The following is a 23823-nucleotide window of genomic DNA, read 5'->3' on the forward strand; positions in this document are numbered from 1 at the left end:
GCCCAGCCCGCGCGGCTCCGCACGGCGGCCGACGCCGCGGGCCCCGAGCGGACAGGCTTACCGGCGGGACGCGTGTGGAACCGGTGGGACCATGACTGAAATCGCCAGCCCCCACCTCTCGTACCCGCGGATCACGGTCCTGGGCGTCCAGCCCGGCGATCCGCCCTTCCGCATCGTGGAGATCGACGGTGCCGTCGTCGGCGAGGCCCGGAGCTTCACGGACGTCCTGGTCGCCGCCGCGGCGTACGGCATCCCGGTGCACGACGCCGACGATCCGGCGGTGATCCGCTGGGTCGGCGGCGACAAGCTCACCTGGCACCGGCGCTAGCGGCACCGGCACCGGCACCGGCGCCACCGTACGAGCGGAGCCCGACCGAAGGTTCTCCGGTCGGGCTCCGCCGTGGCTGCTCAGCTCCTCGTCAGCCCGAGGTCACCTTCACCTCGTCCACGACGAGCTGCTGCGGGAAGGTGGTCGAGCCGTCGGGGTCGCCCGGCCAGTAGCCGCCCACCGCGAGGTTGAGGATCAGGAAGAACGGCTTGTTGAACACCCACTGGTTGCCGCCCAGGTCGGCGGGCGTACGCCGCTGGTAGACCGTGCCGTCCACGGACCAGGTGATCGCCTCGGGCGACCACTCGACGGCGAAGGTGTGAAAGTCGTCGGCGAAGGCCTGCCCGCCGGGCAGTGAGTAACCGGCGCCGATGCCGCCCGAGCCGGAGTACCCCGGGCCGTGCAGCGTGCCGTGCACGGTGCCCGGCTCGAAGCCGACGTTCTCCATGATGTCGATCTCGCCCGAGTTCGGCCAGCCGACCTGTCCGATGTCGTCGCCCAGCATCCAGAAGGCGGGCCACATGCCCTGTCCGCGCGGCACCTTCACCCGCGCCTCGACCTTTCCGTAGGTCGTGGTGAACTTGCCGGCGGTGTTGAGCCGGGCCGACGTGTACTCGCACGTCCCGTACCAGCACTGGTAGTTGTTCGGGTTCTCGCGGCGGGCCGTGATCACCAGGTTGCCCTGGCCGTCCAGGGCCGCGTTGTTGTTGCCCGCCGTGTAGTACTGGCGCTCGTGGTTGTTGACGTTGTCGCCGGTCTCGATCTGCCATTTCGAGGAGTCGACGGCCGAACCGGCGGGACCGTCGAAGGTGTCCGAGAACGTCACCGCCGCGGCGGCGCTCGATGTGGGGGCCGCCTGCGTGTGTCCTGCCGAGGTCGGATCCGCTTGCGCGGGTCCGACCGCGGCGGATGCGAGGAGCACGGAGGACAGAGCGGCGAAGAGGCAATTGCGGAGCAGGCGTGGTGAGTCCACGACTCTCCCTTCCGTACGGATCCCCGTGGGGGAGGAGCCGACTGAGGTGGGGGGTGCGCGCTTCGGCTCTTGATTTAAGAAGTGAAGTAAGGGGGAGTCAAGAGTTTGGTACGGACCATCCGTTCACATCCTGGGCCGGCCTTCATGTCTTCACACCTCCGGCACACCCGGCCCACCTCAGGACCGCACCTCGGGCCGGCGCTTCGAGCCGGCACCTCAGGCCTCGGCCTTGCGGTCGCGCCGCTTCGGATGGACCGCGCGGCTCACCCGCCGACCGAGGAGCAGATAACCGATCAGCGCCCCGGTGGTGTTGAGGATGACGTCGTCGATGTCGAAGGCGCGACCGGTGATCAGCGCCCCCTGCACCAGCTCGACCAGCAGCATCGCGGTGGCGGTCAGCAGGATCACCCGCAGGATGCCACGCGTCCCCGGGACGAGGACGGGCAGCAGCAGGCCGAAGGGGATGCCGAGGACGATGTTGCCGCCGATCTGCTTGAACGCGTCACGCAGCTCGGGCTGATCCAGGTAGGCACGCAGTGAACGGCCCGGATGGAGGTTGCTGTGCGTCAGCGCCTCGGAGGCCGGTGACGGCTGGAGCGTGAGCTTGGCCAGTACGGCGGCGAACGCCACCATGGCGGCCAGGGCGACGACCATGACCAGAAGTCGTACGAGGAACGGGGGCCGCCGTCGCTCGCGGGGAGCCTTCGCCTTCGTCTTCGGCTTGGTCTTCGGCTTCGTCTTCGAGGAGGGACGGGTGGACTTTCCGCCGCGCGGGCGCGGCTCGGTGCTGCGAGGGCTCGACTTCTTGCTGCCCGAGTCTGACGCGGAGCGGAAACGAAAGGCGTTACGGGGACGTAGCGCTGCGCGGGCCATGCAACCCTCCAGTTTTCAACTGTGGTTCGGTGAAGCCCGGTTACCCGGCGAGCGGCCGAAGATGCCGCCGACGACCGTGCCCGCGAGCCGCACTCGGCGGCTCGCGGGCACGGTCCTGCCTTCGCGTCGTCCCAGGGCTCAGGTCCCGTAGGTCACGCGCACCTCCTTGAAGCCCAGCGAACCCAGCAGCCCCTTGAGCATGCCGGTGGTGTTCTCCTCGGCGCGGGCGGTCAGTTCACTGTCCTTCGCGGCGTCGCCGATGTGGCGGGCGGCGAGCCGCTGCACGGCCCGCTCGTCGTTCGGGTTGTCGGAGAAGACGTCGCCGAGCCGGTCCAGGAGACCGCGCTGCTTGGAGACGGCGTACGAGTGGTCGGGGTCGAGGGCGGGCTTGCCCAGAGCGGCGTGGGGGAGCCTGAGCGTGGCCGACGTGCGGTCCTTGTCGACCTTCACGTCCTGGTCGCGGATCTTTCCGAGGTCGACGTAGGAGGCGACGGTGCCCGCGCCCACGTACAGCGTGCGGGTGCCGCGGACCGCGTCCGGCAGGTACTTGGTGTCCTTCTCCAGATCCACCACCACCTGGAAGTTGCCCGAGGCGGCGTCGTAACGGCTGATGTCCTGGATGGACTTGAGGAGCGTGGGCCCCGTCCGGTCGTGGGACTCCTCACGGAACACGTCGCCCAGTCCGGGCAGCAGACTCCACCGAATACCGGCGAAGATCACCACCAGGACCAGTACGACGGCACTCACGATTTTTGCCCATCCGGGCACACGATCAAGAGACGTCGTCATGTGGACTGTCCTCCTTCCCCCTTCCTTGTGCCCCTCAATCGGGGCGCCAGACCGCCTAGTCGGGCGAGGGGAGGACGCCGGGACCGGACCGGCAGGACGACGTCACGTCGGCGCGTTCACCGCGTTCACCGCGTGGTGTCGGGAGCGGGGAGGGTGTCGCTGGGGATCTGGGTGAGGGCCGAGGCGCCGCCGTCCACGACGTGGACGCCGCCCGTCATCCACGACGAGGCGTCGGAGGCCAGCAGCAGGGCCATCCCCGCGATGTCCTCGGGGCTGCCCCAGCGGCGCATCGGGATGGAGTCCTCCCACGCCGTCACGCTCGACGCGGGCCGGGGCCCGGTGCCGCCGATGTTGGTGACCACCGGACCCGGTGCCAGGGCGTTGACCCGGACGCCGAACCGGGCGAGCTCCAGCGCGGCCTGGCGGACCAGACCGACCACGGCGGACTTCGACGCGACGTAGGGATAGCTGACCCGGGGCTCCGCGCGCAGCCCCGCCGTGGAGGCGGTGACGACGATGCTCCCGGACCGCTGCCGCTTCATGACCCGGGCGGTGTGCTGGAGGCAGTGGAAGAGCCCGTCCAGGTTGACGTCCATGACCCGTCGCCACGCCTCGAACGACACCTCGTCGATGGCGCCGCCGGGCTGGAGGAGCGAGGGCACGCCGTTGACGCCGGCGTTGAGGAACGCGATGTCGAGACGGCCACGGGCCGCGACGACCTCGTCCACCAGGGCGCGCACCGCGTCCTGGTCCGTGACGTCGCAGACGTGCGACACCACGGCCCCGGCCCCGGCCGACCCGCCGGGCGGTGACCCGGCCGACACCTCGTTCAGCTTCCCGGCCGCCTCGTGGACGGAGTCCGAGACGTCCGCGAGGTGCACCGTGGCCCCCTCGGCCGCGCAGGCACGGGCGACGGCGTAGCCGATGCCACTGGCCGCGCCGGTCACCAGCACCACCTGTCCGTCGATACGGAGAGCGTCCATGCGATCAGTCTTCCCTTCGAATCTGCGCGGCCGGAACCGCGGCACCGTGGACCAGCACGGTGCCGGCCGTCCCGTCGACGTCCGCCACGACCCCGGTACGCAGCGTCCCGGTCGTCTCCAGGCCGGTCACCGCCGGAACGTTCAGCACGACGAGGCCCAGGGCGAGCTTGCTGTTCATCCGCGTGAACACAATGGCGCAGGGCGCGGTGCCCTGCAGTTTGGCGAGGTGGAACTGCCCCGACCAGCCGGAGGACCCTTTGGCGCCCGGCAGCACCAGGACGGTGCCGGCGACGCTCTGTCCGTGCTGGGGGTGGCGGCTCTCCACGATGACGCCGGTCCTGGGGTCGATTCCGCCCCAGCCCGACACCGGCGCCGTACACAGCAGGACCGGTCCGCTCGCCCGCCCCGCGACGACACCGCGGCCCCGCAGCAGCTCAGGCATCGGGCCACCGGCCTTCCAGAGCGGCCGTGACACAGGTCCGTACGCTGCCGAACCAGCCCTGTACGCCGGTGATCGCCGGCAGGTAGTGGGCCTGCTTCGCCGAGTCGGTGGCGAACACCTTCGTGCCCGGCGGCAGGAACTGCCCGATCGCCGGACAGGTGTCGGACAGCACGCGCCCGCCGGCTTGCTCGATGACCGCGACGTACCCCTCGCGTTCGGCGACCGTACGCAGCGCACCGGGAGTGAACACCCACAGTGCCGTGGAGTCCGCGAGGCGGCGCCCTTCCAGCAGGCGGGCGACCTCACGGACCTGGTCCAGCGAGGCGTGCGGGCAGCCGATCATCACGAAGTCCACCTCGCGGTCGACCGCGGTCCGGCACAGGGAGGCCACGGTCGCGGCGCGGGCGGCGGCGTCGAAGACCGAGACCGCGGCCGGCTGCCGCCCGCCCAGCGCCTCCTGCACCGTCCCGGCCTCCGGGGTGACGCCGGGGAGGTGGTACATCTCCACGTCGCCCGAGGAGGCGGCGGCCGCGCCGAACTGCTTGAGCCGCACCGGAGTCGGCCCCGCGGCATCCCGCGCGAGCCCGGGGCCGGTGAGCACCGGGACCGCGTCCTGCACCTGCTCGCCCACCCAGTAGCCGAGGATGTTCCAGTCCTCGGTGGTCACGACCGGGTGCCGTACCTCGATCAGATGCGTGGCCCGGCGGTGCGCGTCCAGGTGGTAGCCGCAGTACGGGGTCCGGCCGGTCAGCATGGAGGCCGCCGAGGACTCCCGGCCCTCGGTGTTGGTGCGGGCCCCGAGCACGGAGTTGATGTACACCACCGCGGAGGACTCCATCCACGCGCAGTGCTCGCCGAACCGGGGCACGTTGCCCACCTGGTACGGCGTACAGGTGGAGAGCAGGTCGACGCCCCGCTCGGCGAGATAGCGCTCGCTGTCGTCCATCGCGGTGGCGTCGGTGGGCGCGATGCCCTGCAGCTCCCACTGCTCACGGTCCCGGGGCCCGATGAGCTGGCAGCTGTGCGCGCGGAACGGCGGAACGTCGACCGTGGCGTCCAGGTCGAGCGAGAACCGGGAGAACAGCGCGGCCGGATCGGTGGTGCCGAGGACCCGGGAGTGCCGCGGTCCGAACAGGTTGGCGCCGCACACGTTGTCCGTGTCGATGAGGCGTTCCGCGCCCATCAGGTCGCCGTACTTCACCAGGAGGTCCAGGGCGGCCGCGACCGCCGGACCCTCGTCGCCTGCCAGCATGCGTTCGTCGGCGGGGCTCAGCTTCATGAGGGCCTCACAGCGTCAGACATGCGCCCTCCGCTTCGAGTTCGGCGCGCAGATCACCGGTGTCGACCTCGGCGACCGTGCCGCGGGCCTTCAGCGCCAGGTGGGCGGCCGTACCGGCGGCCTGACCCATCGCGAAGCACGGGCCGGCGACGCGGGCGGCGGACTGGCCGCCGTGGGTCATCGACGCGCAGCGCCCGGCGACCAGCAGGTTCCCGGGTCCTTCGGCGGGCACGAGCATGCGGTACGGCAGCTGGTTGTAGCCCACCGGGTCGTCGCCGTAGGGCCAGCGGATGTCGAGGTCGCCGTCGACGTGGGCCTCCACCGGCCAGCCGTTGAGGCCGACGGAGTCCTCGAAGCGGGCGCAGGAGCGGACGTCGTCCTCGGTGAGGACGTACCGGCCGAGGAGCCGGCGGGTCTCGCGGATACCGATCTCCGGCCCGATGTCCACGATGTAGGACCGCTCGAAGCCCGGGTGGTTGTCGCGGATGAAGCCGAACACCTCCTGGGCCTGCGCGCGGCCCTGCACCTCACCGTGGGTGAGCTGCCAGACGTCGGTGCCGTCGACCGCGCTGCCGTCGGGGTTGCGCAGCTGGGTCGCGTTGGCCCGCCACTCGACGGCGTCGCGCTGGGGGCGCACGATGGCGCCGCGCCGGGGGAAGCGCGGCCGGCCGGCCGCGACCGCCTCGTCCATGAGCTTGGGCAGCGTCTTCCACGCGGGTCCGGCGCGCTCGTCGTCCACCGCGTTGATCCGGAACATGGTGGACGGGAAGAGCATGTCGCCGTACGGGTCGGCCTTCTCGTGTCCCGTACCGGACCAGGCCATCAGGTCGCCGTCCCCTGAGGCGTCGATGAAGACCTGGCCGCGCAGCACGCCCCGGCCCGACTTGGACTCCACGACGACCGCCTCGATGCCCGCCGGGCCGGTGACCGCGCCCACCGCGAAGGCGTGGTAGAGCAGTTGGGCCCCGGCGGCGAGGACCTGTTCGTCGGCGGCGCTGCGGTAGGCCGGGATGTCGTAGGCCTGCGCCTGGATGCGGTCGGCGAAGGACAGGTGCGGGGCGCGCAGCCCGCCGAGGCGGTCGATGCGCTCCAGGAGTTCGGTGGCGTGCCCCCGGACGGTGAGGACGTGCTCGCCGTGGACGTTGGAGTACATGCCGCAGAAGGTGGAGAGCCCGCCGCCGGTGCCGGCGCCGCCGAGGTATCCGCTCTTCTCCACCAGCAGCGTGCTGCGGCCGGCGCGGGCGGCGGCGGTGGCGGCGGCCAGTCCTGCGGGGCCTCCGCCGAGGACGACCACCTCCCACTCGCCGAGCACCGGGGTCTGCCGGGTGGGTTCGGTGACGTAACTGTTCTCGCCGCTGTTCTCGGCGCTGTTCACGGCGTTCACGCAGTGGCCTTTCTGTCGGCTCCGCCCGCGGCGCCTGCCCAGTGCTCGGTGAGCAGCGCGTGGAGCCGGTCGGGGATCTCTTGGGTGAGCAGGTGTCCGGCCCCGGCCAGGGCGAGGTGCCGGGCGCCGGGCACGGTGTCCGCGATCGTCCGCGCGTGGTGGGCGGGGACGACGGCGTCGGCGGTGCCGTGCACCACGAGGACGGGACACCGGATGCCGGCGAGCCGCCCGCGCAGGTCCGTCGTGGCGATGGCCTCGCAGCACGCCGCGTAGCCCTCGGCGTCGAGCCGTCCGACGCCGGCGACGGTGTCCGTCACCAGGGCGGACGGCGCGTCGGCGACAGCGGGGGAGTACCAGCGGCCCAGCAGGCCCCCGGTCACCGCCGCCATGCCCCGCTCCCGGACCGTGGCGGCCCGCCCGTGCCAGAAGTCCGGGTCGTCGGCGAAGGCGGGCGCGTTGACGGTGACCAGGCTGCGCACCCGCTCGGGGTGGTCCGCCGCCAGCGCGAGCCCGACGGTGCCGCCGAGACTCACGCCCACGACGTCCACCGACTCGATGTCCAGCGAGTCGAGCAGCGCCACGGCGTCGTCGACGAGGTCACCGAGGCGGTACGGGCCCGCGGGCGCCGGGGAACCGCCGTGCCCGCGGTGGTCGTAGCCGATGACGCGGTGCGTGTCGCGCAGGCGCGCACGCTGCGGCGCCCACATCGCGGCGGTGGTGCCGAGCGAGGCCGACAGGAGGACCGGCGGTCCCGACCCCTCGTCCGTGTGAGCGGTCATACGGCGGCCCCGGAGGTACGGCGGCCGGCCTTGGCGTCCTGGATGCCGCGGTGCACCCGGGTGCGCAGTTCGGCGAAGTCGCTCGTCGAACGGCTGGTGACCTGGTCCCGCTCGGCCGGCAGCCCGATGGGCACGTCGTCGAGGACACAGGTGGGCGAGGCGGACAGGACCAGGACCCGCTCGCCGAGATAGACCGCCTCGTCGATGTCGTGCGTGACGAACAGCGTCGTGATGCCCAGCGACCGCCACAGCGACCGGACGAGGTCCTCCAGGTCGGCCCGGGTCTGCGCGTCGACGGCCGCGAAGGGCTCGTCCATGAGCAGCACCTGCGGCTCGTACGCGATGGCCCGCGCGATGGCGACCCGCTGCTGCATACCGCCCGAGAGCTGCCAGGGGTACGCGTCACCGGCGTCGGCGAGCCCGACCGAGCCGAGGGAGTCGGCGACCAGCCGGTCGCGGTCGGCACGGGACAGGCCCTTCTGCCGCAGCGGCAGATCGATGTTCTGCCGCACGGTCTTCCAGGGGAACAGGCTGCGCCCGTACTCCTGGAACACCACCGCCATACCGGGCGGCGGGCCGGTCACGGGGACGCCGTCGAGCAGCACCTCGCCCGCGGTGGGATCGAGGAGTCCGGCCAGACACTTCAGGAGCGTCGTCTTGCCCGCGCCCGAGGGGCCCACGATGCAGGCGAACTCGCCGCGCGCGACGGAGAACGAGATGTCGCCGATCGCCTCCACCCGGCGGCCGGCGGACTCGTAGACCTTGTTCAGGCCCTTGACGGTGACCATGTCTGTCATCAGCCGTTCCTCTTCTGCGACTCGCGCAGACCCAGGTACCAGCCCAGGGCCCGCTTCTCGACAACGGTGAACAGCGCGGAGAGGGCGAATCCGATGAGGCCGAGCAGGATGATGCCGCTCCACATCTGCGGGATCGCGAAGGTGCGCTGGAACTGCACGATGCTGAAGCCGAGACCGTTGGTGGCGGCGAACATCTCGCCGATCACCATCAGGATCAGCCCGATCGACAGGGCCTGCCGCAGTCCGGCCGCGATCTGCGGGGAGGCGGCGGGGAGCACCATGTGACGCAGCCGCGCGCCGCGGGTGATGCCGTAGGTGCGGCAGGTGTCGACCATGACCTCGTCGGCGGCGCGTACGCCCTCGACGGTGTTCAGCAGGACGGGCCACACACAGCCGGAGACGATGACCAGGACCTTCGCCCCGTCACCGATGCCGGCGACGATCGCGATGACCGGTACGAGGACGGTCGGCGGCAGGGCCCGGAGGAATTCGAGGACCGGCTCGGCGCCGCGCCGCAGCGCGTCGGTGAGGCCGAGGGCGACGCCCAGGGCCACCCCGATCACGGCGGAGACGACGAACCCGGTGAGCAGCCTGACCAGGCTGGGCACCACGTCGTCGGCGAACCGGCCGGAGAGCCACAGCCGGCCGAACCAGTCGAGGACGTCCGGCAGCGGCGGGAAGTAGTAGCTGGTGCTGTTGACGCTGGTGACCCACCACAGGGCGACGAGGGCCGCGGGCAGACCGAGCGCGTACAGGACGCGGCGCAGGACGTTCATCGCGCACCCGCCGATCGCCGCACCGAGGGGTGCCAGCCGAGCACGGCCCGCTCCGCGTACCGGAAGCCCGTGTTGACCAGGACCCCCAGGACTCCGGTGACCAGGACGAGCGCGAACATCTCGGTCGTCGCGCCGCTGCTCTGCGCCACGGAGATGAGCTGGCCGATCCCCGGGGTGCCGATCACCAGCTCACCGGTGATGGCCAGGACCAGGGCGACCGAGGCGGCCAGCCGGATCCCGGTGAACACGAAGGGCAGCGTGGTCGGCCAGATGACGTGCCGCACCCGGCCCCAGACACCGAAGCGGTAGGAGCGGGCCGTGTCGTACGCGACCGGGTCGATGTCCTGGACGCCGTAGAGCACCTGCACGAGCACCTGCCAGAAACCGGCGTAGACGATGAGCACCACGCCGGACTCGAAGCCGGTGCCGAAGACCAGGATGACCGCGGGGATGAGGGCCACGGAGGGGATGGGGCGCAGGAACTCCACCGTGGACGCGGTGATCGCGCGCAGCACCGGCACGAGTCCGATGAGCACACCGGCCACCACTCCGGCGACGACGGCGACCACCAGTCCGACGGCCCAGGTACGGACCGTGCGGCCCAGGGCCTCCCACAGCACGGCGTCGCCCGCCTGCCGGCCCAGCTCGGCCAGTACGGAGCTGAGCGGGGGCAGCGCACCGTCCGCGATCAGCCCCGTACGGGGAACGACCTCGGCGAGGAGCGCGGCGACGGCGATGCCGACCAGCGGGGCGACACGGGGCCGGGCCGCGCGGCGGCGCGGTGCGGGGGCGGCCGGAGCCTTGCTCGGCCGTGTCACATCGAGCACTTTCACCGGACACCTCCTTGAGCCCGGACGTCCGCGTCGGCCGGGGCGTCGCCGCGCGTGCGGGTGGCGCTTCCGTGGCTCGCGCCGCAGGTGTTCGCGCAGCCCTCGCGGGCGAGTACGGCGCCGCAGGCGGGGCTGGTGACGGTCCGGTCGTAGGCGGTCAGCCAGCCCGGCGTGCGGACGGTCTCCGCGGCGGCGCTCTCGCGGCCGGCCAGGACGTCCGGGTCGACCTCCAGGTCGACCGTGCGGGTGGTGAGGTCGATGCTGATCAGGTCGCCGTCGTGGACCTTGCCGAGCGGTCCGCCGACAGCGGCCTCGGGGGAGACCTCGCCGACGACGATGCCCTTGTTGACCAGCCCGGAGAGCTGGCCGTCGGTGACGACCGCGACCTTCTCACCCAGCTCGGCGCCGTCGAGGGCGAACACGAAGGCCGAGGCCATGGCCATGCCGGGGCCGCCGTGCAGCCCCATGCCGCGCAGCACGACCACCTCGCCGGCCTGCACCTCACCGGCCGCGAGACCGGCGATGGCCGTCTCCCGGGAGGGGTAGCAGCGGGCCGGGCCGCGGAAACCGGTGGGCCGGTCCTCGTCGGCGGGCAGCTTCACGATGGACCCCTCGGCGGCCAGCGAGCCGCGCAGGATCACGATCGACGGCCGCCGGGTGAACGGGTCGGCGAGCGGCCGGACGAACTCCGGGTCCGCGGCCCGCGTCTCGGCGACGAGTTCGCCGAGCGGGCGGCCGGTGACCCCGACGGTGTCCAGGTCCAGCAGCGGCGCCAGGGTCGCGAGGACGCCCCGGGTGCCGCCGGCGTCGTCGAGCTGCTCGATGAGGTGCGGGCCGTTGGGCCGTACCGCCGTGATGACGGGAACCCGGTCGGCCAGCTCCTCGTACGTCCGCCACACGTCGACGTCGAGACCGGCCTCGACGGCGACGGCCTGGAGGTGCTTGACGGAGTTGATCGAACCGCCGATGGCGAGCATCACGGTGACGGCGTTGCGGATCGCGGCCGGGGTGAGCACCGACCGTGCGGTGCGCCCCCCGTGGACCATGTCCACGATCGTCCGCCCGGCCGCCCGGACGGCGTCCCACATGACGGTGCCGTTGGCGCGGGTCGGCGTGGTGCCGGGCAGCGCCATGCCGAGCGCCTCGGCGGCCATGTGCATGGTGTTGGCGGTGCCCATCCCGGCGCAGACCCCGGGGCCGCGGATGGCGTCCTCGGACATGGCGAGCAGGTCCTCGGCGGACGTGCGGCCCAGCGCGGTGTGACCGGCGTGCAGGAAGACGTCCTCGATGTCGGCGCCGCCGTCCTCGTGCATCGCGCTGCGCTGGTATCCGCAGGCGACGACCAGGGTGGGCACGTCGAGCCTGCCGCCCGCCATCATGTGGGCCGGCGCGGTCTTGTCGCACGAGCTGAGGCACACCATGCCGTCGAGCAGGGCGCCCTCCACGACCACCTCTATGTCGTTGACGATGAGGTCGCGGGTGGGCAGCACGTACCGGCCGCCGGCGCCGGCGCTGGTGACGAAGTCGGCCGGGGCGGCGGTGCGGATCTCGAAGGGCAGACCGCCCGCCCGGCGTATGGCGTCCTTGAGCACCGGCACGATGTCGTCCAGGTGCGCGAAGCACGCGGCGAGGTCGGACGAGGAGTTGACGATGGCGATCTTGGGCCGGGCCATCTCCTCGTCGGTGATGCCCAGGGAGCGCCATTCCGCCCGGCGGACGGCCCAGCGGGAGCTGCCCACCGGCAGGTCGCTGCGGAGTGTGGTCGCCATGTCAGCCGGCCGTTCCCGACCACATCAGGTCGTCGTAGGAGATGTCGCCGTCGAGCAGTCCGTGGGTGCGGGCGGCCTTGACGAACGCCTCGACCGACGCCTGGGGGATCTCCGGCGAGAACGTGGGCAGGGTGACCTTCTGGGCCACGGCCGGATCGATCTTCATGAACGACGCCAGCTGGTCCCTGGTCTCCCGGGGGTGGGCCTCCGCGTAGGCGAGTGACTTGTCGATGGCGGCCTTGAGCGCGGTGAACAGCTTGGGGTTCTTCTTCGCCTGCTCCTCCGAGGTGAAGTAGACCGACGTGGTCAGACTGGTCTTCGCCATCTCCAGGTACGGCGAGGCGACGACCCGGGTGTCCGCACCCGCGGCGATCGTGTCGAACGGCTCCGCCGTGACCATGGCGTCGATGTCTCCCTTGCCCAGCGCGGTGACCGCGTCCGGGAAGGGCAGCTCGACGAACTTGACCGCGTCCGGGTCGCCGCCGTCGGCGCTGACCGCCACCTCGCCCAGCATCTGCAGCAGGTTGTTGAGCGTGTTGACGCTGACCTTCTTGCCGGCGAGATCGGCGGCCGACCGGACGGGACTGTCCTTGGGGACCCGGATCATCGTGACGTCCTTGCCCGCGACGCCCGTGGAGTTCGAGCCGGAGGCGATGACCTTCAACGGCAGGCCTTTGTCGCGGGCGGCCAGCACCGAGACGATGTTGCTGAAGGCGAACTGGTACTCACCGCTGACCACCGGCGGGACCAGAGCCGCGCCGCCCTGAGCGGTCTTGATGTTCAGCTTGATGCCCTCGCTGCCGAAGAAGCCCTGCTTCTGTCCCAGGTAGAGGGCGGCGACGTCGATGACCGGGATGAACCCGGCCTGCACGGTCACCGGTGTCTTGGCCGAGGGGTCCAGACCGGCCGAGGAGCCGCTGCTGCCGTTGCCACAGGCGGTGAGCGACAGGGCCAGGCCTGCCGCGGCGGCCAGAGCCGTCCTTCTCCGCATGATCGGGAACTCCATCGTTCCTCCACTTGAAGGGGGTCCGGGAGCCCGGACCCAGGTGCGATGGGAGCGACCATACATATCTGAACACGTGTGCGCTAGACGCACGCACAACCGTTCGCTGTGCGTACACTGCTGATCGCACGGGCCGAGTGGATGTGGGACAGTGGGCGCCGCGACCGCGCCGAGACAGGAGATGGCACATGGAACCGCTCGAAGTCGGGCCCGCAGAACCGGACTTCGTCCAGTCGCTGGCCCGCGGACTGGAAGTGATCAAGGTCTTCGACGCGGATCACCCGGCCCGGTCGCTCAGTGACGTGGCGCGGGCGGCGGGTCTCTCGCGTGCCGCGACCCGGCGCTCGCTGCTGACCTTGTTGAAGCTCGGCTATGTGCGCAGCGAGGGAACGCTGTTCGGTCTCACCCCGAAGATCCTCGAACTGGGACACGCCTATCTGCGGGCGCTCTCCACCCCGCAGATCGCCGAGCCCCATCTCAAGGACCTGATGCACGATGTGGGCGAGACCACGGCGCTGTCCGTGCTCGACGGCGATCACGTGGTGCACGTGGCCCGGGTGCCGGCGCGTGGAGTCATCACCGTGTCGATAAACGTGGGGTCCCGTTTCCCGGCCTACGCCACGGCCATGGGGCGCGTCCTGCTCGCGGGCCTGGGCGAGGACGCCTTCCAGGACTACCTGGGCCGGGCCGACCTCCAGCCGCTGACCGACCGGACGGTCCGTGACACCGCGGAGCTCCGTACGATCATCGAGGCGACCCGCACGAGCGGTTTCTGCATCGCCGACCAGGAGCTGAACCAGGGGCTGCGGGCCGTGGCCGTCCCGGTGCACGACCGCTCGGGCGCCGTGATCGCCGCGGCCAACGTCGCCGTCGGCGCGGGCATGCGCAGCCTGGAGGAGCTACGGGCCCTGGTGCCCAGGCTCCAGGAGTGCGCCGCGGGCATCGAGACGGACCTCCAGTTGGTCACCGGCCCCTGAGCGGCTGCGACGGGAGGTGTCAGGGGAGTTTCGAGGCGGCCTCGGTGCGGCCGAGGGCTTCGTCCATCGTCGACAACGGCGGCATGACCCCGGCGAGTTCGGTCGCGCGCAGGATGCGCAGGGTCAGCGGATGGGTGCAGACCAGACGCACCTGTCCGCCCTGGGCGAGGACCCGGCGCCGGGCCCGGTGCAGCAGGCGCAGGCCCGAGCAGTCGAAGAACTCGATGTACCGCAGATCGAGGACGACGTCGCCGGCCGGGTGTCCCGTCGCCGCGTCCAGCACCGGGATGATGTCCAGCGAGGCGAGGATGTCGATCTCGCCGTGGAACTCCAGCACGGTGTGGCCCGCGTTCTCGTGAACGCGCAGATGCGGCGAGTGGGGCCCGGGCTTGTTGCGCACGACGACATCACCTCCGTAAGGGTCACCGGGGACCAGGGTGACGTCGTGCCGCGAGCATAGAGCCGACCGGACGCGCCCTGAGGTCGCACCACCGTCCCTCACCCTGCAAGTTACCCTCGTTAGAGTGAATTTCAGCATGTTCGATTGACATATGTCAGCCCTTTAGGAACGCGGCCCGTCCCCCCGCACCCCAGGGGCGCGGGGAACCGCGCGACCGGCCCCCACGCACCCGCAGGTCAGAACAAGACTGATGCCCCGTGACATCACCACTGATGTCACGGGGCATCACAAAGACCGACCGAACCGCCCGCAAGGACCTACCGCACCTGAAGGACCAGCTTCCCCACGGTCCGCCCGGTGTCGCCCAGCGCATGCGCCTTGGCCGCGTCGGACAGCGCGAACACCCCCGCGACCGTCGCCCGCAGCCGCCCCGCCGCGACGAGTTCGGCCACCGCGCTCATCCCCGCCTGGTCGGCCTCCACCAGCATCTCCACCGCCCGTACCCCGAGCCCTTCCGCCTCCTCGGCGAGCTCGGACGCCCCGGACACCAGGAGCGTCACCAACAGCCCGCCCGGCCGCAGCGTCCGCAGCGAACGCGAGCGGTAGTCGCCCCCGATCGTGTCGAGGACCACATCGACATCACCCACGGCCTCGGCGAAGTCGGTCTCCCGGTAGTCGATCACCTCGTCGACGCCCAGCCCCCGCAGGAACGCGTGGTTCCCCGAGCTGGCCGTTCCGATCACATACGCGCCCCGCTCCTTGGCGATCTGGACGGCCAGGTGACCCACCCCGCCGGCCGCCGCATGGACCAGCACCCGCTGCCCCGGCCGCACGTCCGCCGTGTCGACCAGCGCCTGCCACGCGGTGAGCGCGGCGAGCGGCAGCGCTCCCGCCTGTGTGTGGTCGACCTCGGCCGGCTTGCGGACCAGCGCCCGCGCCGGTGCGGTGACGTATTCGGCGTGCGCCCCTACGCCGTACGGGTAGGGCAGCATCCCGAAGACCTCGTCGCCCGGCGCATGGAGCGTGACGCCGAGACCGACGGCCTCGACGACCCCCGAGACGTCCCAGCCGAGGACGAACGGCGGCTTCCCGAGGAACCCGCCGTTGGCCCGGTGCTTCCAGTCGGTCGGGTTCAGGCCCGCCGCGTGCACCCGGACCAGCACCTCGCTCGGCCCCGGCCTCGGGATCTCCAGTTCCACTTCCTTGAGGACCTCGGTACCGCCGAGGTCCTCCTGCCTGATCGCGCGCATCGTGTTCGCAGTGCTCATGTGCATCAGCCTGCCCGGCTTCGACGGCCCAGGACATGGCAGAATTGCCATTGTTCGATAGGATCGTGCCATGCTGCTGGAGACCCGCCGCGGGGAGCGCCCCGTACCGTCCGACTGCTCCGCGAATCCGGGGGGCGGGGCGTACGACGGACACGTGGAACGCGTCGTCGTGCTCGCCCTCGACGGGGTCTACCCCTTCGAACTGGGCATCCCCAAAAGGGTGTTCGGCTCCGCCGAGGGCCGGTACGAGGTACTGACGTGCACGGTCGACGGCCTGCCGGTGCGCACGGACGCGGACTTCTCGATCACCGTCGAGCACGGCCCCGAAGTGCTGCGTACGGCGGACACCGTGGTGATCCCGCCCTTCGGCCTGTCGCACCTCGTCGCCGACCTCCCCGACGCGGTGACCGACGCACTCGGGGCGATCGGACCCGGCACCCGGATCGTCTCCATCTGTACGGGCGCCTTCGTCCTGGCGGCGGCCGGGATGCTGGACGGCCGCCGGGCGACCACGCACTGGCAGCTGGCCGGACTGTTCCGTGGGATGTTCCCGGACGTGGACCTCGACGCCGACGTGCTGTTCGTCGACGAGGACACCCTCCTCACCTCGGCCGGAGCCGCGTCCGGCGTGGATGTCTGTCTGCACCTCGTGCGCAAGGACCACGGCAGCGAGCTGGCCAACCGGGTGGCGCGCTCCTGCGTGGTGCCGCCCTGGCGCGACGGCGGCCAGGCGCAGTACATCGAGCAGCCCGTGCCCGAACCCACGGTGACGAGCACCGCGGCCACCCGGTACTGGGCGCTGGAGCACCTCGGTGAGCCGCTCACCCTGGGCGACCTGGCCGACCACGCCCGGATGAGCCTGCGCACCTTCGCCCGCCGCTTCAACGACGAGGTGGGGATGAGCCCCGGCCGCTGGCTCATCCAGCAACGCGTCCTCAGGGCACGCCAGTTGCTCGAATCCAGCGATCTGCCGGTGGACCAGGTGGCCGGCGAGGTCGGCTTCGCCACGGGCACCTCGCTGCGCCAGCACCTGCACGCCGCGATCGGGGTGTCCCCGCAGGCGTACCGGCGTACGTTCCACGCGAGCCGCCAGCCCTGACAGGCCCTAGCGGGCGGTGTCCCACGGGACGGCGTGCAGGCCCACGAGCAGGCGCCACACCGTGTGGGCGATCTCCTCCGGAGTGCCCTCGACGAGCCCGTGCAGCCAGTCCGCGAGGACGCCCGCGAAGGTCGCGGCGACGGCGGACGCGACGAGGGGGGCCTGGGGCGCGCCGACGAGTTCGCGTTCGGCGAGGCTGCGGGCGCGCAGGTCCCGGTGCAGGACACGGCCCAGCGGACCGCCGCCCCCCGGGCTCAACAGGGCGCGGTACAACGGCGCGTGCGGGGGCAGGCCGGCGAAGAACACGAGCAGGGCCTCCGGCGCCGACCGGGGGTCCGGCCTGCCCCGCCACGCGTGCAGGGCGTCCACGGCGTCGCGTACGACATCGGCGCAGGCGTCGACGGCCAGCGCCTCCAGGTCGGCGTAGTGCAGATAGAACGTGGCCCGGCCGACCCCGGCCGCGCGCGCCAGGGCCGTGACGCCGATCTCCGTGAGCGGGCGCCGGGCGCACTCGTCGAGGAGGGCCCGGCGCAGCTTGGCCCTGGTGCGCTCGGCCCGGGGGTCGGAGGTCACCGGGCGAGCAGGACGGCGGCGAGGGCGAGCGCGCCGGGCAGGGCCTGCGCGAACAGGATGCGCCGGTTCGAGGTGGCCGCCCCGTACCCGCCCGCGACGATCACGCACACCAGGAAGAAGACCTGGACCCGGAACCCGGTCGGGTCGCCGGCGATCAGACCCCAGACGAGTCCGGCCGCCAGGAACCCGTTGTAGAGCCCCTGGTTGGCGGCGAGCGGGGCGGTGGCCCGCGCCATCTCGGGATCGAACCCGTGCAGCCCGAGCCCTGGCTTGCGCTCCCACAGGAACATCTCCAGGACCAGGAAGTACACGTGCAGGGCGGCGACGAGGCCGACCAGCACGTTCGCGAGTGTCTGCATCGGGGTGAGCTCCTTCGGGGACGACTTTCCTGGACAGGTGTCCACCATACATGGACGACTATCCAGGAAATTCCGTCACGTGTGCCCGTGGGTCCACATCCGTGTGGGTGCGACGCTCGCCATGTGACGGATTCGTGTGGATCTCGGCGCCGGCCGCGACGGCGGATGCGCCGCCCGGTCTCTCCCGTGAGGTCATGTTCACGGGGCATATGTCGTCCCGGTGGGTGAGACGGGCGGGGTGTAAATCCGTGGCGTATGCACCCGTTTCGGCCCGCCCGCGCTCCGCCATGGTGACGAGTTAGGGGATTTGTCGACCTAAATGGGCCTGCTCGGAGCGTGACGAAAGCTTCACAGGAGTGGACCGACCAGGTTGTTTCTCCGGTGATCAAACCCGATAAGGTTCCCTGAGGTGCGGCGAGTTGACGCGACCATCATCGACTGTCGCTCGTTGCCCGCGCATGCCCGTCACGGGGTTGAACACCACATGACGATGCTGCCCCCGAAAACCCCCCGAGTAATCCCCCCTCTGTTCGATCGTGTTGCTTTGAAGGATGCAGATGGAACTTGCCACTCCGCCACCGGCGGCGCGGGCACCGGTCCCTTGGTACAGCTGGTGGCTGCTGCCACTTGCCTTAGGAGCCGGTACCGTCGTCGCCGCGGTCGTGGGCTCCGACCAGGTCCGAATACCCGCGATCGTCTCCGGAATCGTGGTGACGGCCGCGAGTGCCGTCACGGTACGACTCCTGATCCGCTCCCAGCGTCAACTGCGCAGCAGCGCAAGTGAGTTCAGAAACGCCCAGACCGAACACTCCCAGCAGTGGCAGCAGCACGTCGCCGGTCTCGAACGGAAGCACGCCGCCGAGCGCACGGCCCACGACGCGCAGCTCGCCGAACAGGCCCAGGTCTACGAGCAGCGGATCGCCGAGCAGACCCAGGCCTGGCAGGAGCAGCTGGACCGACAGCTGACCGCGGTCGCCCTGCTCGCCGAACGGCAGCTGCCCGAGGCGCTCGAGCGCCTGCGGGACGGTGACTCGATCGACGACCTGCTGCCGCCACCGGGGCAGGGTGCCGAGATCGGTGCCGACCTGCAGGCCGTGCTCCGCAAGGTGCTCAGGACCTCGCTCATGGGCGTGGAGCGGGAGTTCGACCGCTCCACCTCCGCCGAGCAGGCCGTCATCAGCATCGGCAGCCGTATCCACGTACTGACCAGCAAGCTGCGTGGCCGGCTGCACGAGATGCAGGGCGAGCACGGCAGGCTGCCGTCCGTCGCGCAGGGCCTGATGGAGCTGGACCAGGAGCTCGGCCCCGCCGACTCCCTGGCGGCGAGCATCGGCGTACTGGGCGGCAGTGACCGTCCGGGCCGGCAGTGGCAGGAGCCGCAGCGGCTCCTCAGCGTGGTGCGCGGCGGTATCGGCCGCATCCGGGACTTCGACCGTGTCCAGGTGCAGCACCTGCCGGAACTCGGCGTCGACGGCGGTCTGGTGGACCACCTCACGCTGATCTTCGCCCACCTGTTCGACAACGCGGCGCGCTACTCGCCGCCCACCGAGCCCGTGGTCGTCTCCGGCAAGGAGGTTCCCAACGGTGTCGGGATCGAGATCCAGGACTCCGGCAAGGGCCTGAACGAGGAGAAGAAGCAGGAGGCTCTCCAGTCGCTGGAGGGCGTCGCTCCCGGTCCCGGTATCGGCGGGGTGTCCGAGGACGCTCACCTCGGTCTGCGAGTGGTGGGCGCGCTGGCCCGCAGGTACGGCATCAGGGTCACGTTCGCGGACTCGCCGTGGCTCGGTACGTCGGTGGTCGTCGTGGTGCCTCACAAGTACTTCAGCCAGCTGCCCGCGATCGTCACCGCCCCGGCCCCGGCCGCCCAGGTCCCGGCCGCGCCGGGCACCGACGTGGTCGAGACGGAAGCGGTCGAGCAGGCAGAGCCTGAGGAGACCGGGGACACCACACCCGGTGGTCTGCCCAGACGGCGCAGGAGAGCCGAGCCCGAGCGGTCCAAACCGCCCGTGCGCGAAGACGAATCCGCCGCCACCGCCTCGCACGCGGTACCGCCGGACGCGTCCTTCACCGGCCTGGCCGCCTTCGCCACGGCGGGGCGTGAGCCGATCGCCGACCGTGAGCCGACCTCCGGACGTGAGTCCACAGAGCACCGCACTGAAGAGAGCGACTAGTCCTCATGACGCAACAGGGAACCGACGTGAGCTGGGCGCTCCGCGATCTGGTCGAGAGCATCCAGGAGATCCGCTTCGCCCTTGTGGCCTCCAGCGACGGCAAGGCCATCACCTCCTACGGCGCGGACGACCCCGACGACGTGGACCGCTTCGCCGCCGTGGTGGCGGGACTGCAGGCACTGGCTCAGCCCGTGGCCGAGCAGTTCCCCAAGTACGCGGGGCAACTGCGGCTCGCGATGATCGAGGTCGACGGTGGTCACCTCTTCGTGGTGCGCGCGGGTGTGGAGACATACCTCGGCGTGCTGGCCAGGGAAGGGCTCGACCAGGGCCTCCTCGGCCATCAGATGAGGGATCTGGCCCGGAGGATGGGTGAGCTTCTCGGCACCACTCCGCGGCTGGAGGAGCACTCTGGATGAGTGGTCCCCGCCGACCCACGGACCCGTCCGGTCTCGAGCGCTACTACGTCCTCACGGGCGGCCGCAGCGGACCGGGCGGTTCGGCGTCGAGTCTTGATGTGGCGACCCTCATCACCTCCCGTGCTGCGGCCGCTTCCGGCATACAGCACGAGCACGAGGAGATCCTACGGCGTTGCCGTGATCCGCTGTCGGTCGCCGAACTCGGCGCCTACCTCGGATTGCCCTTCAACATTCTCGCGGTGCTCTTGGCCGATCTGCTGGACGCAGGCCGCGTTGAAGCCCGTGATCCCATCCCGGCGTCAGGCGCCGGACGCGGGCCCGACCTCGCGCTCCTTGAGGAGGTACTCAGTGGACTTCAAAGGCTTTGACCATCCCGACCGCAACCCGGCCGACGGCACCCTGCCGGACGGTGCCCGCTCGGTGAAGGTGATGATCGCCGGCGGATTCGGTACCGGGAAGACCACCATGGTCCGCTCGGTCAGCGACATCAAGCCGCTCACCACCGAGGAGACGCTGACCCAGGCCAGCGCGGACGTCGACAACCTGATCGGAGTGGCGGACAAGCAGGAGACCACCGTCAGCCTGGACTTCGGCAAGATCGGCATCAACGACCAGTTGATGCTCTACCTCTTCGGCACCCCGGGGCAGGAGCGGTTCTGGTTCCTGTGGAACGGCCTGTTCAAAGGCGCGCTCGGGGCCGTGGTGCTGGTCGACACCCGCCGGCTGGCCTCCAGCTTCCGGGCCATCGAGGAGATGGAGCGTCAGGACGTCCCGTTCGTGATCGCCCTGAACGTGTTCCCGGACTGCAAGAACCATCCGGTCGAGGAGATCCGGGACGCCCTGGACATCTCCCCCGACATACCGGTCGTGGCCTGCGACGCTCGCGACCGGGCCTCCAGCCGTGATGTGCTGATCGCACTGATTCAGCACCTCAAGGATCGCTCTGCAGTCGCACTGGAGTCCCGATGACCGACCAGCCCTTAAACAGTTCCGACGCCCCACGCGGCTGCCCAGTCGCGCACGGGGGCGGGGAGGACCTCACCCGTCTCTACGGGCCCGAGGCCGCCGTCGACCCGATCGGCATCTACGCGCGCCTGCGCAAGGAGCACGGGCCCGTCGCGCCGGTACTGCTGGAGGGCGATGTTCCTGCGTGGCTGGTCCTCGGATACCGGGAGAACCGGCGGGTGCTCGACAACCCCCGCCAGTTCAGCCGGGATTCGCGGAACTGGCGGGACTGGAAGGAGGGGCGCGTCGAAAGCACCTCACCGCTGATACCGATGGTGGGCTGGCGTCCCGACTGCGTCTCGCAGGACGGCGAGCCGCACCGCCGGCTGCGCGGCGCGGTCACCGACAACCTGCAGGCGGTGTCGAGCCGTGGCATCCGCCGTCACGTCACGCACTTCGCCAACAAGCAGATCGACGCGTTCGCCGGGGTGGGCAGCGCCGACCTGGTGTCCGAGTACGCGGAGTACCTGCCGATGCTCGTACTCACCAGGGTGTTCGGGCTGGCGGAGAGCGAGGGACGGCGGCTGGCCGAGTCGTCCGCGCAGGTGCTCAAGGGTGGCGCCGAGGCACTGGCCCACAACGACCGCATCATGCAGATCATCGGTGAACTCGCCGAGCGCAAGCGGGTGGAGCCCGGTGCCGACTTCGCCACCGGCCTCCTGGAACACCACGCGGACCTCGACGAGGACGAGATCATCAACCACCTGCGCCTGGTGCTGATCACCGCGCACACCACCACCAGCAACCTGCTGGCCCGGGTGCTGCAGCTGGTCCTCACCGACGCCAACCGGCTCTCCGGTCTGGTCAGCGGGCAGTTGAACATCTCCGCCGTCGTGGAGGAGGTCATGTGGGACACCCCGCCGCTGGCCGTCCTGCCGGGCCGCTTCGCCGCCGCCGACCTCGAACTCGGCGGGCACCGCATCCAGGAGGGCGACCTGCTGGTGCTCGGCCTGACCGCGGGCAACGTCGATCCGGAGATCCGGCCCGACGTCGGCATCTCCGTGCACGGCAACCAGTCGCACCTGGCGTTCAGCGGGGGGCCGCACGAGTGCCCCGGGCAGAACATCGGGCAGGCCATCATCGAGACGGCCGTCGAGCTGCTGCTGCACCGGCTGCCGGGGCTGCGGCTCGCGGTGGCTCCGGAGGAGCTCACCTCGACGGCTTCCACGTGGGAGACGCGGTTGGATCGGCTGCCTGTGCAGTTCGCAGCGTAGGCACGTCCGTTGGGGGCGGGGTGTGGGGGCTGGTGTGTTCTTGTGGGTGCGGGCGCGTTGTGGTTGGGCGCGCAGTTCCCCGCGCCCCTGAGGGGGCGCCCCCCTGACGCCTGTGGGGCTCGCTCGGGTTTTGAGCGGGCCCCTGGTGTGTGGTGGGGTGCGGGTGCGCCGTTCCCCGCGCCCCTGACGGGGCGCCCCTCTGACGGGGTGTCGTCGGTGTCTGTAGAGCCCGCTCGGGGAGTCCCGGGCGGGCTCTTTGCCTTCAGACTGTCAGCAGGTCGTCCAGGGAGCCCTTGCCGGCCAGTTCGGCCTTGGTCGCCGGGGTCTCCTTGTCCGTCGCGTAGCGGCCCGAGGTCAGGGCCCACTCGTAGTTGCCGTTGATCCAGTGCTGGATGGCCTCGACGCCCATCCTGACCCTGACGCGCTCTTCCTCGTTCAGGCCGAGCTCGTCGCACATCTGCGGTATCTGTGCCTCCAGCTTGAGGTACTCGGTGAGACAGTCCGTGGTCATCCGGAACGCCTCGTCGGCCGCCTCCTGCCAGGTGCAGCCGCGCTCGCGGTGCAGGACGGCTATGAGGTTGTGCCCGTCTCCCCGGCGTTTCTCGCGCTCGAACGAGTGGATGTCGTTCATGAACCCTATGGTGTCGGCGGCGAGGTCCCGCATCCGCTCCATCAGCGGATGCGCCTCCGCCTCGGCGGGCACCTCGAAGCCGCGGCTGCGCTCCCCGGCGTCGATGCTGTGGTGGATGCCCACCGTGCGACGGCGGAACTCGGCGTACTCCTGGAGGTCGAGCGTGCCGGCCAGCCCGCGGGCGGCGAGGTCCACCTCCTCGGTGTGCGCCACGAGGAAACGGCCCCAGGAGGCCGCGAACCGCGAGCGCCATGTCAGAGACATGCCATCCGAAAGATGGGACCAGACCTCGGCCCAGGCCATCGTGATCGGGCACATCACCCGGGGGGTGATGCCCGCGGGCCGCAGGGGAGTGGCGATGAGCTCCCGCGCCACCTCCGCTATGCGGTCCGCGCGGTCGGGCCTGGCCGAGTCGAACTGGTCGTCGAACAGGAACGCCAGTGAGAACCAGTTCATCAGGACGACCATGTCGTCGGCGGACGCGTGCGGGTAGGTGCGGGCCGCCGCCTGGGGCAGATCCCAGGACCGGTACTCCTCGAAGCCGGCCTGGCTGCGCACCAGGCCCTTGTCCCACACCCAGCGCAGATGCCGGGACCGGGCGTATTCGAGATGTTCACTGACGGGGGTGGAGAAGGGGAGATCGAACCTGACGTCCTGCGGCATTCGCGTCCTCTCTTGCGACGAATCACAGGGCCCCCCATCCCT

25 protein-coding genes and 1 pseudogene are annotated in these 23823 nt (G+C 71.0%); 8 read left to right on the forward strand and 18 right to left on the reverse strand.

Annotated elements, in window-relative coordinates; all coding sequences use genetic code 11:
* Positions 1-91 precede the first annotated feature (91 nt).
* Positions 92-328 carry a hypothetical protein gene (locus tag ACLVWQ_RS03800; protein WP_414106690.1) on the forward strand — a complete coding sequence of 79 codons (237 nt, stop codon included), beginning with the start codon at positions 92-94 and terminating at the stop codon, positions 326-328.
* Between the two features lie 97 nt (positions 329-425).
* Here the strand turns inward: ACLVWQ_RS03800 and ACLVWQ_RS03805 are convergent.
* From ACLVWQ_RS03805 to ACLVWQ_RS03865, 13 genes and pseudogenes are all read right to left on the reverse strand, one after another.
* Positions 426-1301: pseudogene (locus ACLVWQ_RS03805) on the reverse strand (family 16 glycosylhydrolase); the annotation flags it as partial.
* A 216-nt stretch (positions 1302-1517) separates the two neighbouring features.
* The gene (locus tag ACLVWQ_RS03810) at positions 1518-2174 is read right to left on the reverse strand and encodes a VanZ family protein (RefSeq protein WP_414106692.1); all 657 of its coding nucleotides are present in this window, start codon (positions 2172-2174) and stop codon (positions 1518-1520) included.
* A gap of 138 nt (positions 2175-2312) precedes the next feature.
* Entirely contained in the window at positions 2313-2963 is a 651-nt protein-coding gene (locus tag ACLVWQ_RS03815) for a DUF4230 domain-containing protein (RefSeq protein ID WP_414106693.1), read from the reverse strand.
* A gap of 125 nt (positions 2964-3088) precedes the next feature.
* On the reverse strand, positions 3089-3946 hold the full coding sequence (locus tag ACLVWQ_RS03820) for an SDR family NAD(P)-dependent oxidoreductase (RefSeq protein ID WP_414106694.1): 858 nt from the start codon (positions 3944-3946) through the stop codon (positions 3089-3091).
* Between the two features lie 4 nt (positions 3947-3950).
* On the reverse strand, positions 3951-4388 hold the full coding sequence (locus tag ACLVWQ_RS03825; RefSeq protein WP_414106695.1) for an aconitase X swivel domain-containing protein: 438 nt from the start codon (positions 4386-4388) through the stop codon (positions 3951-3953).
* Positions 4381-5667 (reverse strand): aconitase X, encoded by a 1287-nt coding sequence (locus ACLVWQ_RS03830; RefSeq protein ID WP_414106696.1) that lies wholly within the window; start codon positions 5665-5667, stop codon positions 4381-4383. Before ACLVWQ_RS03830 ends, ACLVWQ_RS03825 begins: the two co-directional genes overlap by 8 nt.
* Positions 5668-5674: 7 nt before the next feature.
* Positions 5675-7051 carry an FAD-dependent oxidoreductase gene (locus ACLVWQ_RS03835; protein WP_414106697.1) on the reverse strand — a complete coding sequence of 459 codons (1377 nt, stop codon included), beginning with the start codon at positions 7049-7051 and terminating at the stop codon, positions 5675-5677.
* Entirely contained in the window at positions 7048-7830 is a 783-nt protein-coding gene (locus ACLVWQ_RS03840; protein WP_414106698.1) for an alpha/beta fold hydrolase, read from the reverse strand. Before ACLVWQ_RS03840 ends, ACLVWQ_RS03835 begins: the two co-directional genes overlap by 4 nt.
* The gene (locus ACLVWQ_RS03845) at positions 7827-8618 is read right to left on the reverse strand and encodes an ABC transporter ATP-binding protein (RefSeq protein WP_414107381.1); all 792 of its coding nucleotides are present in this window, start codon (positions 8616-8618) and stop codon (positions 7827-7829) included. Before ACLVWQ_RS03845 ends, ACLVWQ_RS03840 begins: the two co-directional genes overlap by 4 nt.
* 8 nt (positions 8619-8626) lie before the next feature.
* Positions 8627-9403, reverse strand: a complete 777-nt coding sequence (locus ACLVWQ_RS03850; RefSeq protein WP_414106699.1) for an ABC transporter permease — start codon at positions 9401-9403, stop codon at positions 8627-8629.
* Positions 9400-10149, reverse strand: a complete 750-nt coding sequence (locus ACLVWQ_RS03855) for an ABC transporter permease (RefSeq protein ID WP_414107382.1) — start codon at positions 10147-10149, stop codon at positions 9400-9402. Before ACLVWQ_RS03855 ends, ACLVWQ_RS03850 begins: the two co-directional genes overlap by 4 nt.
* Before the next feature lie 83 nt (positions 10150-10232).
* Positions 10233-12002: a dihydroxy-acid dehydratase gene (locus ACLVWQ_RS03860; RefSeq protein ID WP_414106700.1), complete on the reverse strand. Its 1770-nt coding sequence runs from the start codon at positions 12000-12002 to the stop codon at positions 10233-10235.
* A 1-nt stretch (position 12003) separates the two neighbouring features.
* Entirely contained in the window at positions 12004-13008 is a 1005-nt protein-coding gene (locus tag ACLVWQ_RS03865; protein ID WP_414106701.1) for an ABC transporter substrate-binding protein, read from the reverse strand.
* Between the two features lie 185 nt (positions 13009-13193).
* Between ACLVWQ_RS03865 and ACLVWQ_RS03870 the strand changes: the two genes are divergently transcribed.
* A complete protein-coding gene (locus tag ACLVWQ_RS03870; RefSeq protein WP_414106702.1) occupies positions 13194-13982 on the forward strand; it encodes an IclR family transcriptional regulator C-terminal domain-containing protein in 789 nt (262 codons plus the stop codon).
* A gap of 19 nt (positions 13983-14001) precedes the next feature.
* On the opposite strand, the gene ACLVWQ_RS03875 is transcribed toward ACLVWQ_RS03870, so the two are convergent.
* Entirely contained in the window at positions 14002-14382 is a 381-nt protein-coding gene (locus tag ACLVWQ_RS03875; RefSeq protein WP_414106704.1) for an anti-sigma factor antagonist, read from the reverse strand.
* Between the two features lie 317 nt (positions 14383-14699).
* On the reverse strand, positions 14700-15650 hold the full coding sequence (locus tag ACLVWQ_RS03880) for an NADP-dependent oxidoreductase (protein ID WP_414106705.1): 951 nt from the start codon (positions 15648-15650) through the stop codon (positions 14700-14702).
* Positions 15651-15720: 70 nt separating this feature from the next.
* Here ACLVWQ_RS03880 and ACLVWQ_RS03885 point away from each other — a divergent pair, with 70 nt between their 5' ends.
* Entirely contained in the window at positions 15721-16749 is a 1029-nt protein-coding gene (locus ACLVWQ_RS03885; RefSeq protein ID WP_414106706.1) for a GlxA family transcriptional regulator, read from the forward strand.
* A 6-nt stretch (positions 16750-16755) separates the two neighbouring features.
* Here ACLVWQ_RS03885 and ACLVWQ_RS03890 read toward each other — a convergent pair whose 3' ends face one another.
* Positions 16756-17322: a TetR/AcrR family transcriptional regulator gene (locus tag ACLVWQ_RS03890; protein ID WP_414106707.1), complete on the reverse strand. Its 567-nt coding sequence runs from the start codon at positions 17320-17322 to the stop codon at positions 16756-16758.
* Entirely contained in the window at positions 17319-17681 is a 363-nt protein-coding gene (locus tag ACLVWQ_RS03895; protein ID WP_414106708.1) for a DUF1304 domain-containing protein, read from the reverse strand. Before ACLVWQ_RS03895 ends, ACLVWQ_RS03890 begins: the two co-directional genes overlap by 4 nt.
* Positions 17682-18238: 557 nt before the next feature.
* Between ACLVWQ_RS03895 and ACLVWQ_RS03900 the strand changes: the two genes are divergently transcribed.
* From ACLVWQ_RS03900 to ACLVWQ_RS03920, 5 genes are read left to right on the forward strand one after another with little or no spacing between them, the layout of a single operon-like run.
* Positions 18239-19852 (forward strand): sensor histidine kinase, encoded by a 1614-nt coding sequence (locus ACLVWQ_RS03900; RefSeq protein ID WP_414106710.1) that lies wholly within the window; start codon positions 18239-18241, stop codon positions 19850-19852.
* 5 nt (positions 19853-19857) lie between these two features.
* Positions 19858-20268 (forward strand): roadblock/LC7 domain-containing protein, encoded by a 411-nt coding sequence (locus tag ACLVWQ_RS03905; protein ID WP_055611716.1) that lies wholly within the window; start codon positions 19858-19860, stop codon positions 20266-20268.
* On the forward strand, positions 20265-20636 hold the full coding sequence (locus ACLVWQ_RS03910; protein WP_414106711.1) for a DUF742 domain-containing protein: 372 nt from the start codon (positions 20265-20267) through the stop codon (positions 20634-20636). The genes ACLVWQ_RS03905 and ACLVWQ_RS03910 overlap by 4 nt, the downstream gene beginning before the upstream one ends.
* A complete protein-coding gene (locus ACLVWQ_RS03915; protein ID WP_414106713.1) occupies positions 20617-21237 on the forward strand; it encodes a GTP-binding protein in 621 nt (206 codons plus the stop codon). Before ACLVWQ_RS03910 ends, ACLVWQ_RS03915 begins: the two co-directional genes overlap by 20 nt.
* Entirely contained in the window at positions 21234-22487 is a 1254-nt protein-coding gene (locus ACLVWQ_RS03920) for a cytochrome P450 (RefSeq protein ID WP_414106714.1), read from the forward strand. The genes ACLVWQ_RS03915 and ACLVWQ_RS03920 overlap by 4 nt, the downstream gene beginning before the upstream one ends.
* A 262-nt stretch (positions 22488-22749) precedes the next feature.
* On the opposite strand, the gene ACLVWQ_RS03925 is transcribed toward ACLVWQ_RS03920, so the two are convergent.
* A complete protein-coding gene (locus ACLVWQ_RS03925) occupies positions 22750-23781 on the reverse strand; it encodes a 7-epi-alpha-eudesmol synthase (protein WP_414106715.1) in 1032 nt (343 codons plus the stop codon).
* Between the last annotated feature and the right edge of the window lie 42 nt (positions 23782-23823).

It is taken from the genome of Streptomyces sp. CWNU-52B (genome assembly GCF_047444975.1).
Taxonomy (GTDB): domain Bacteria; phylum Actinomycetota; class Actinomycetes; order Streptomycetales; family Streptomycetaceae; genus Streptomyces.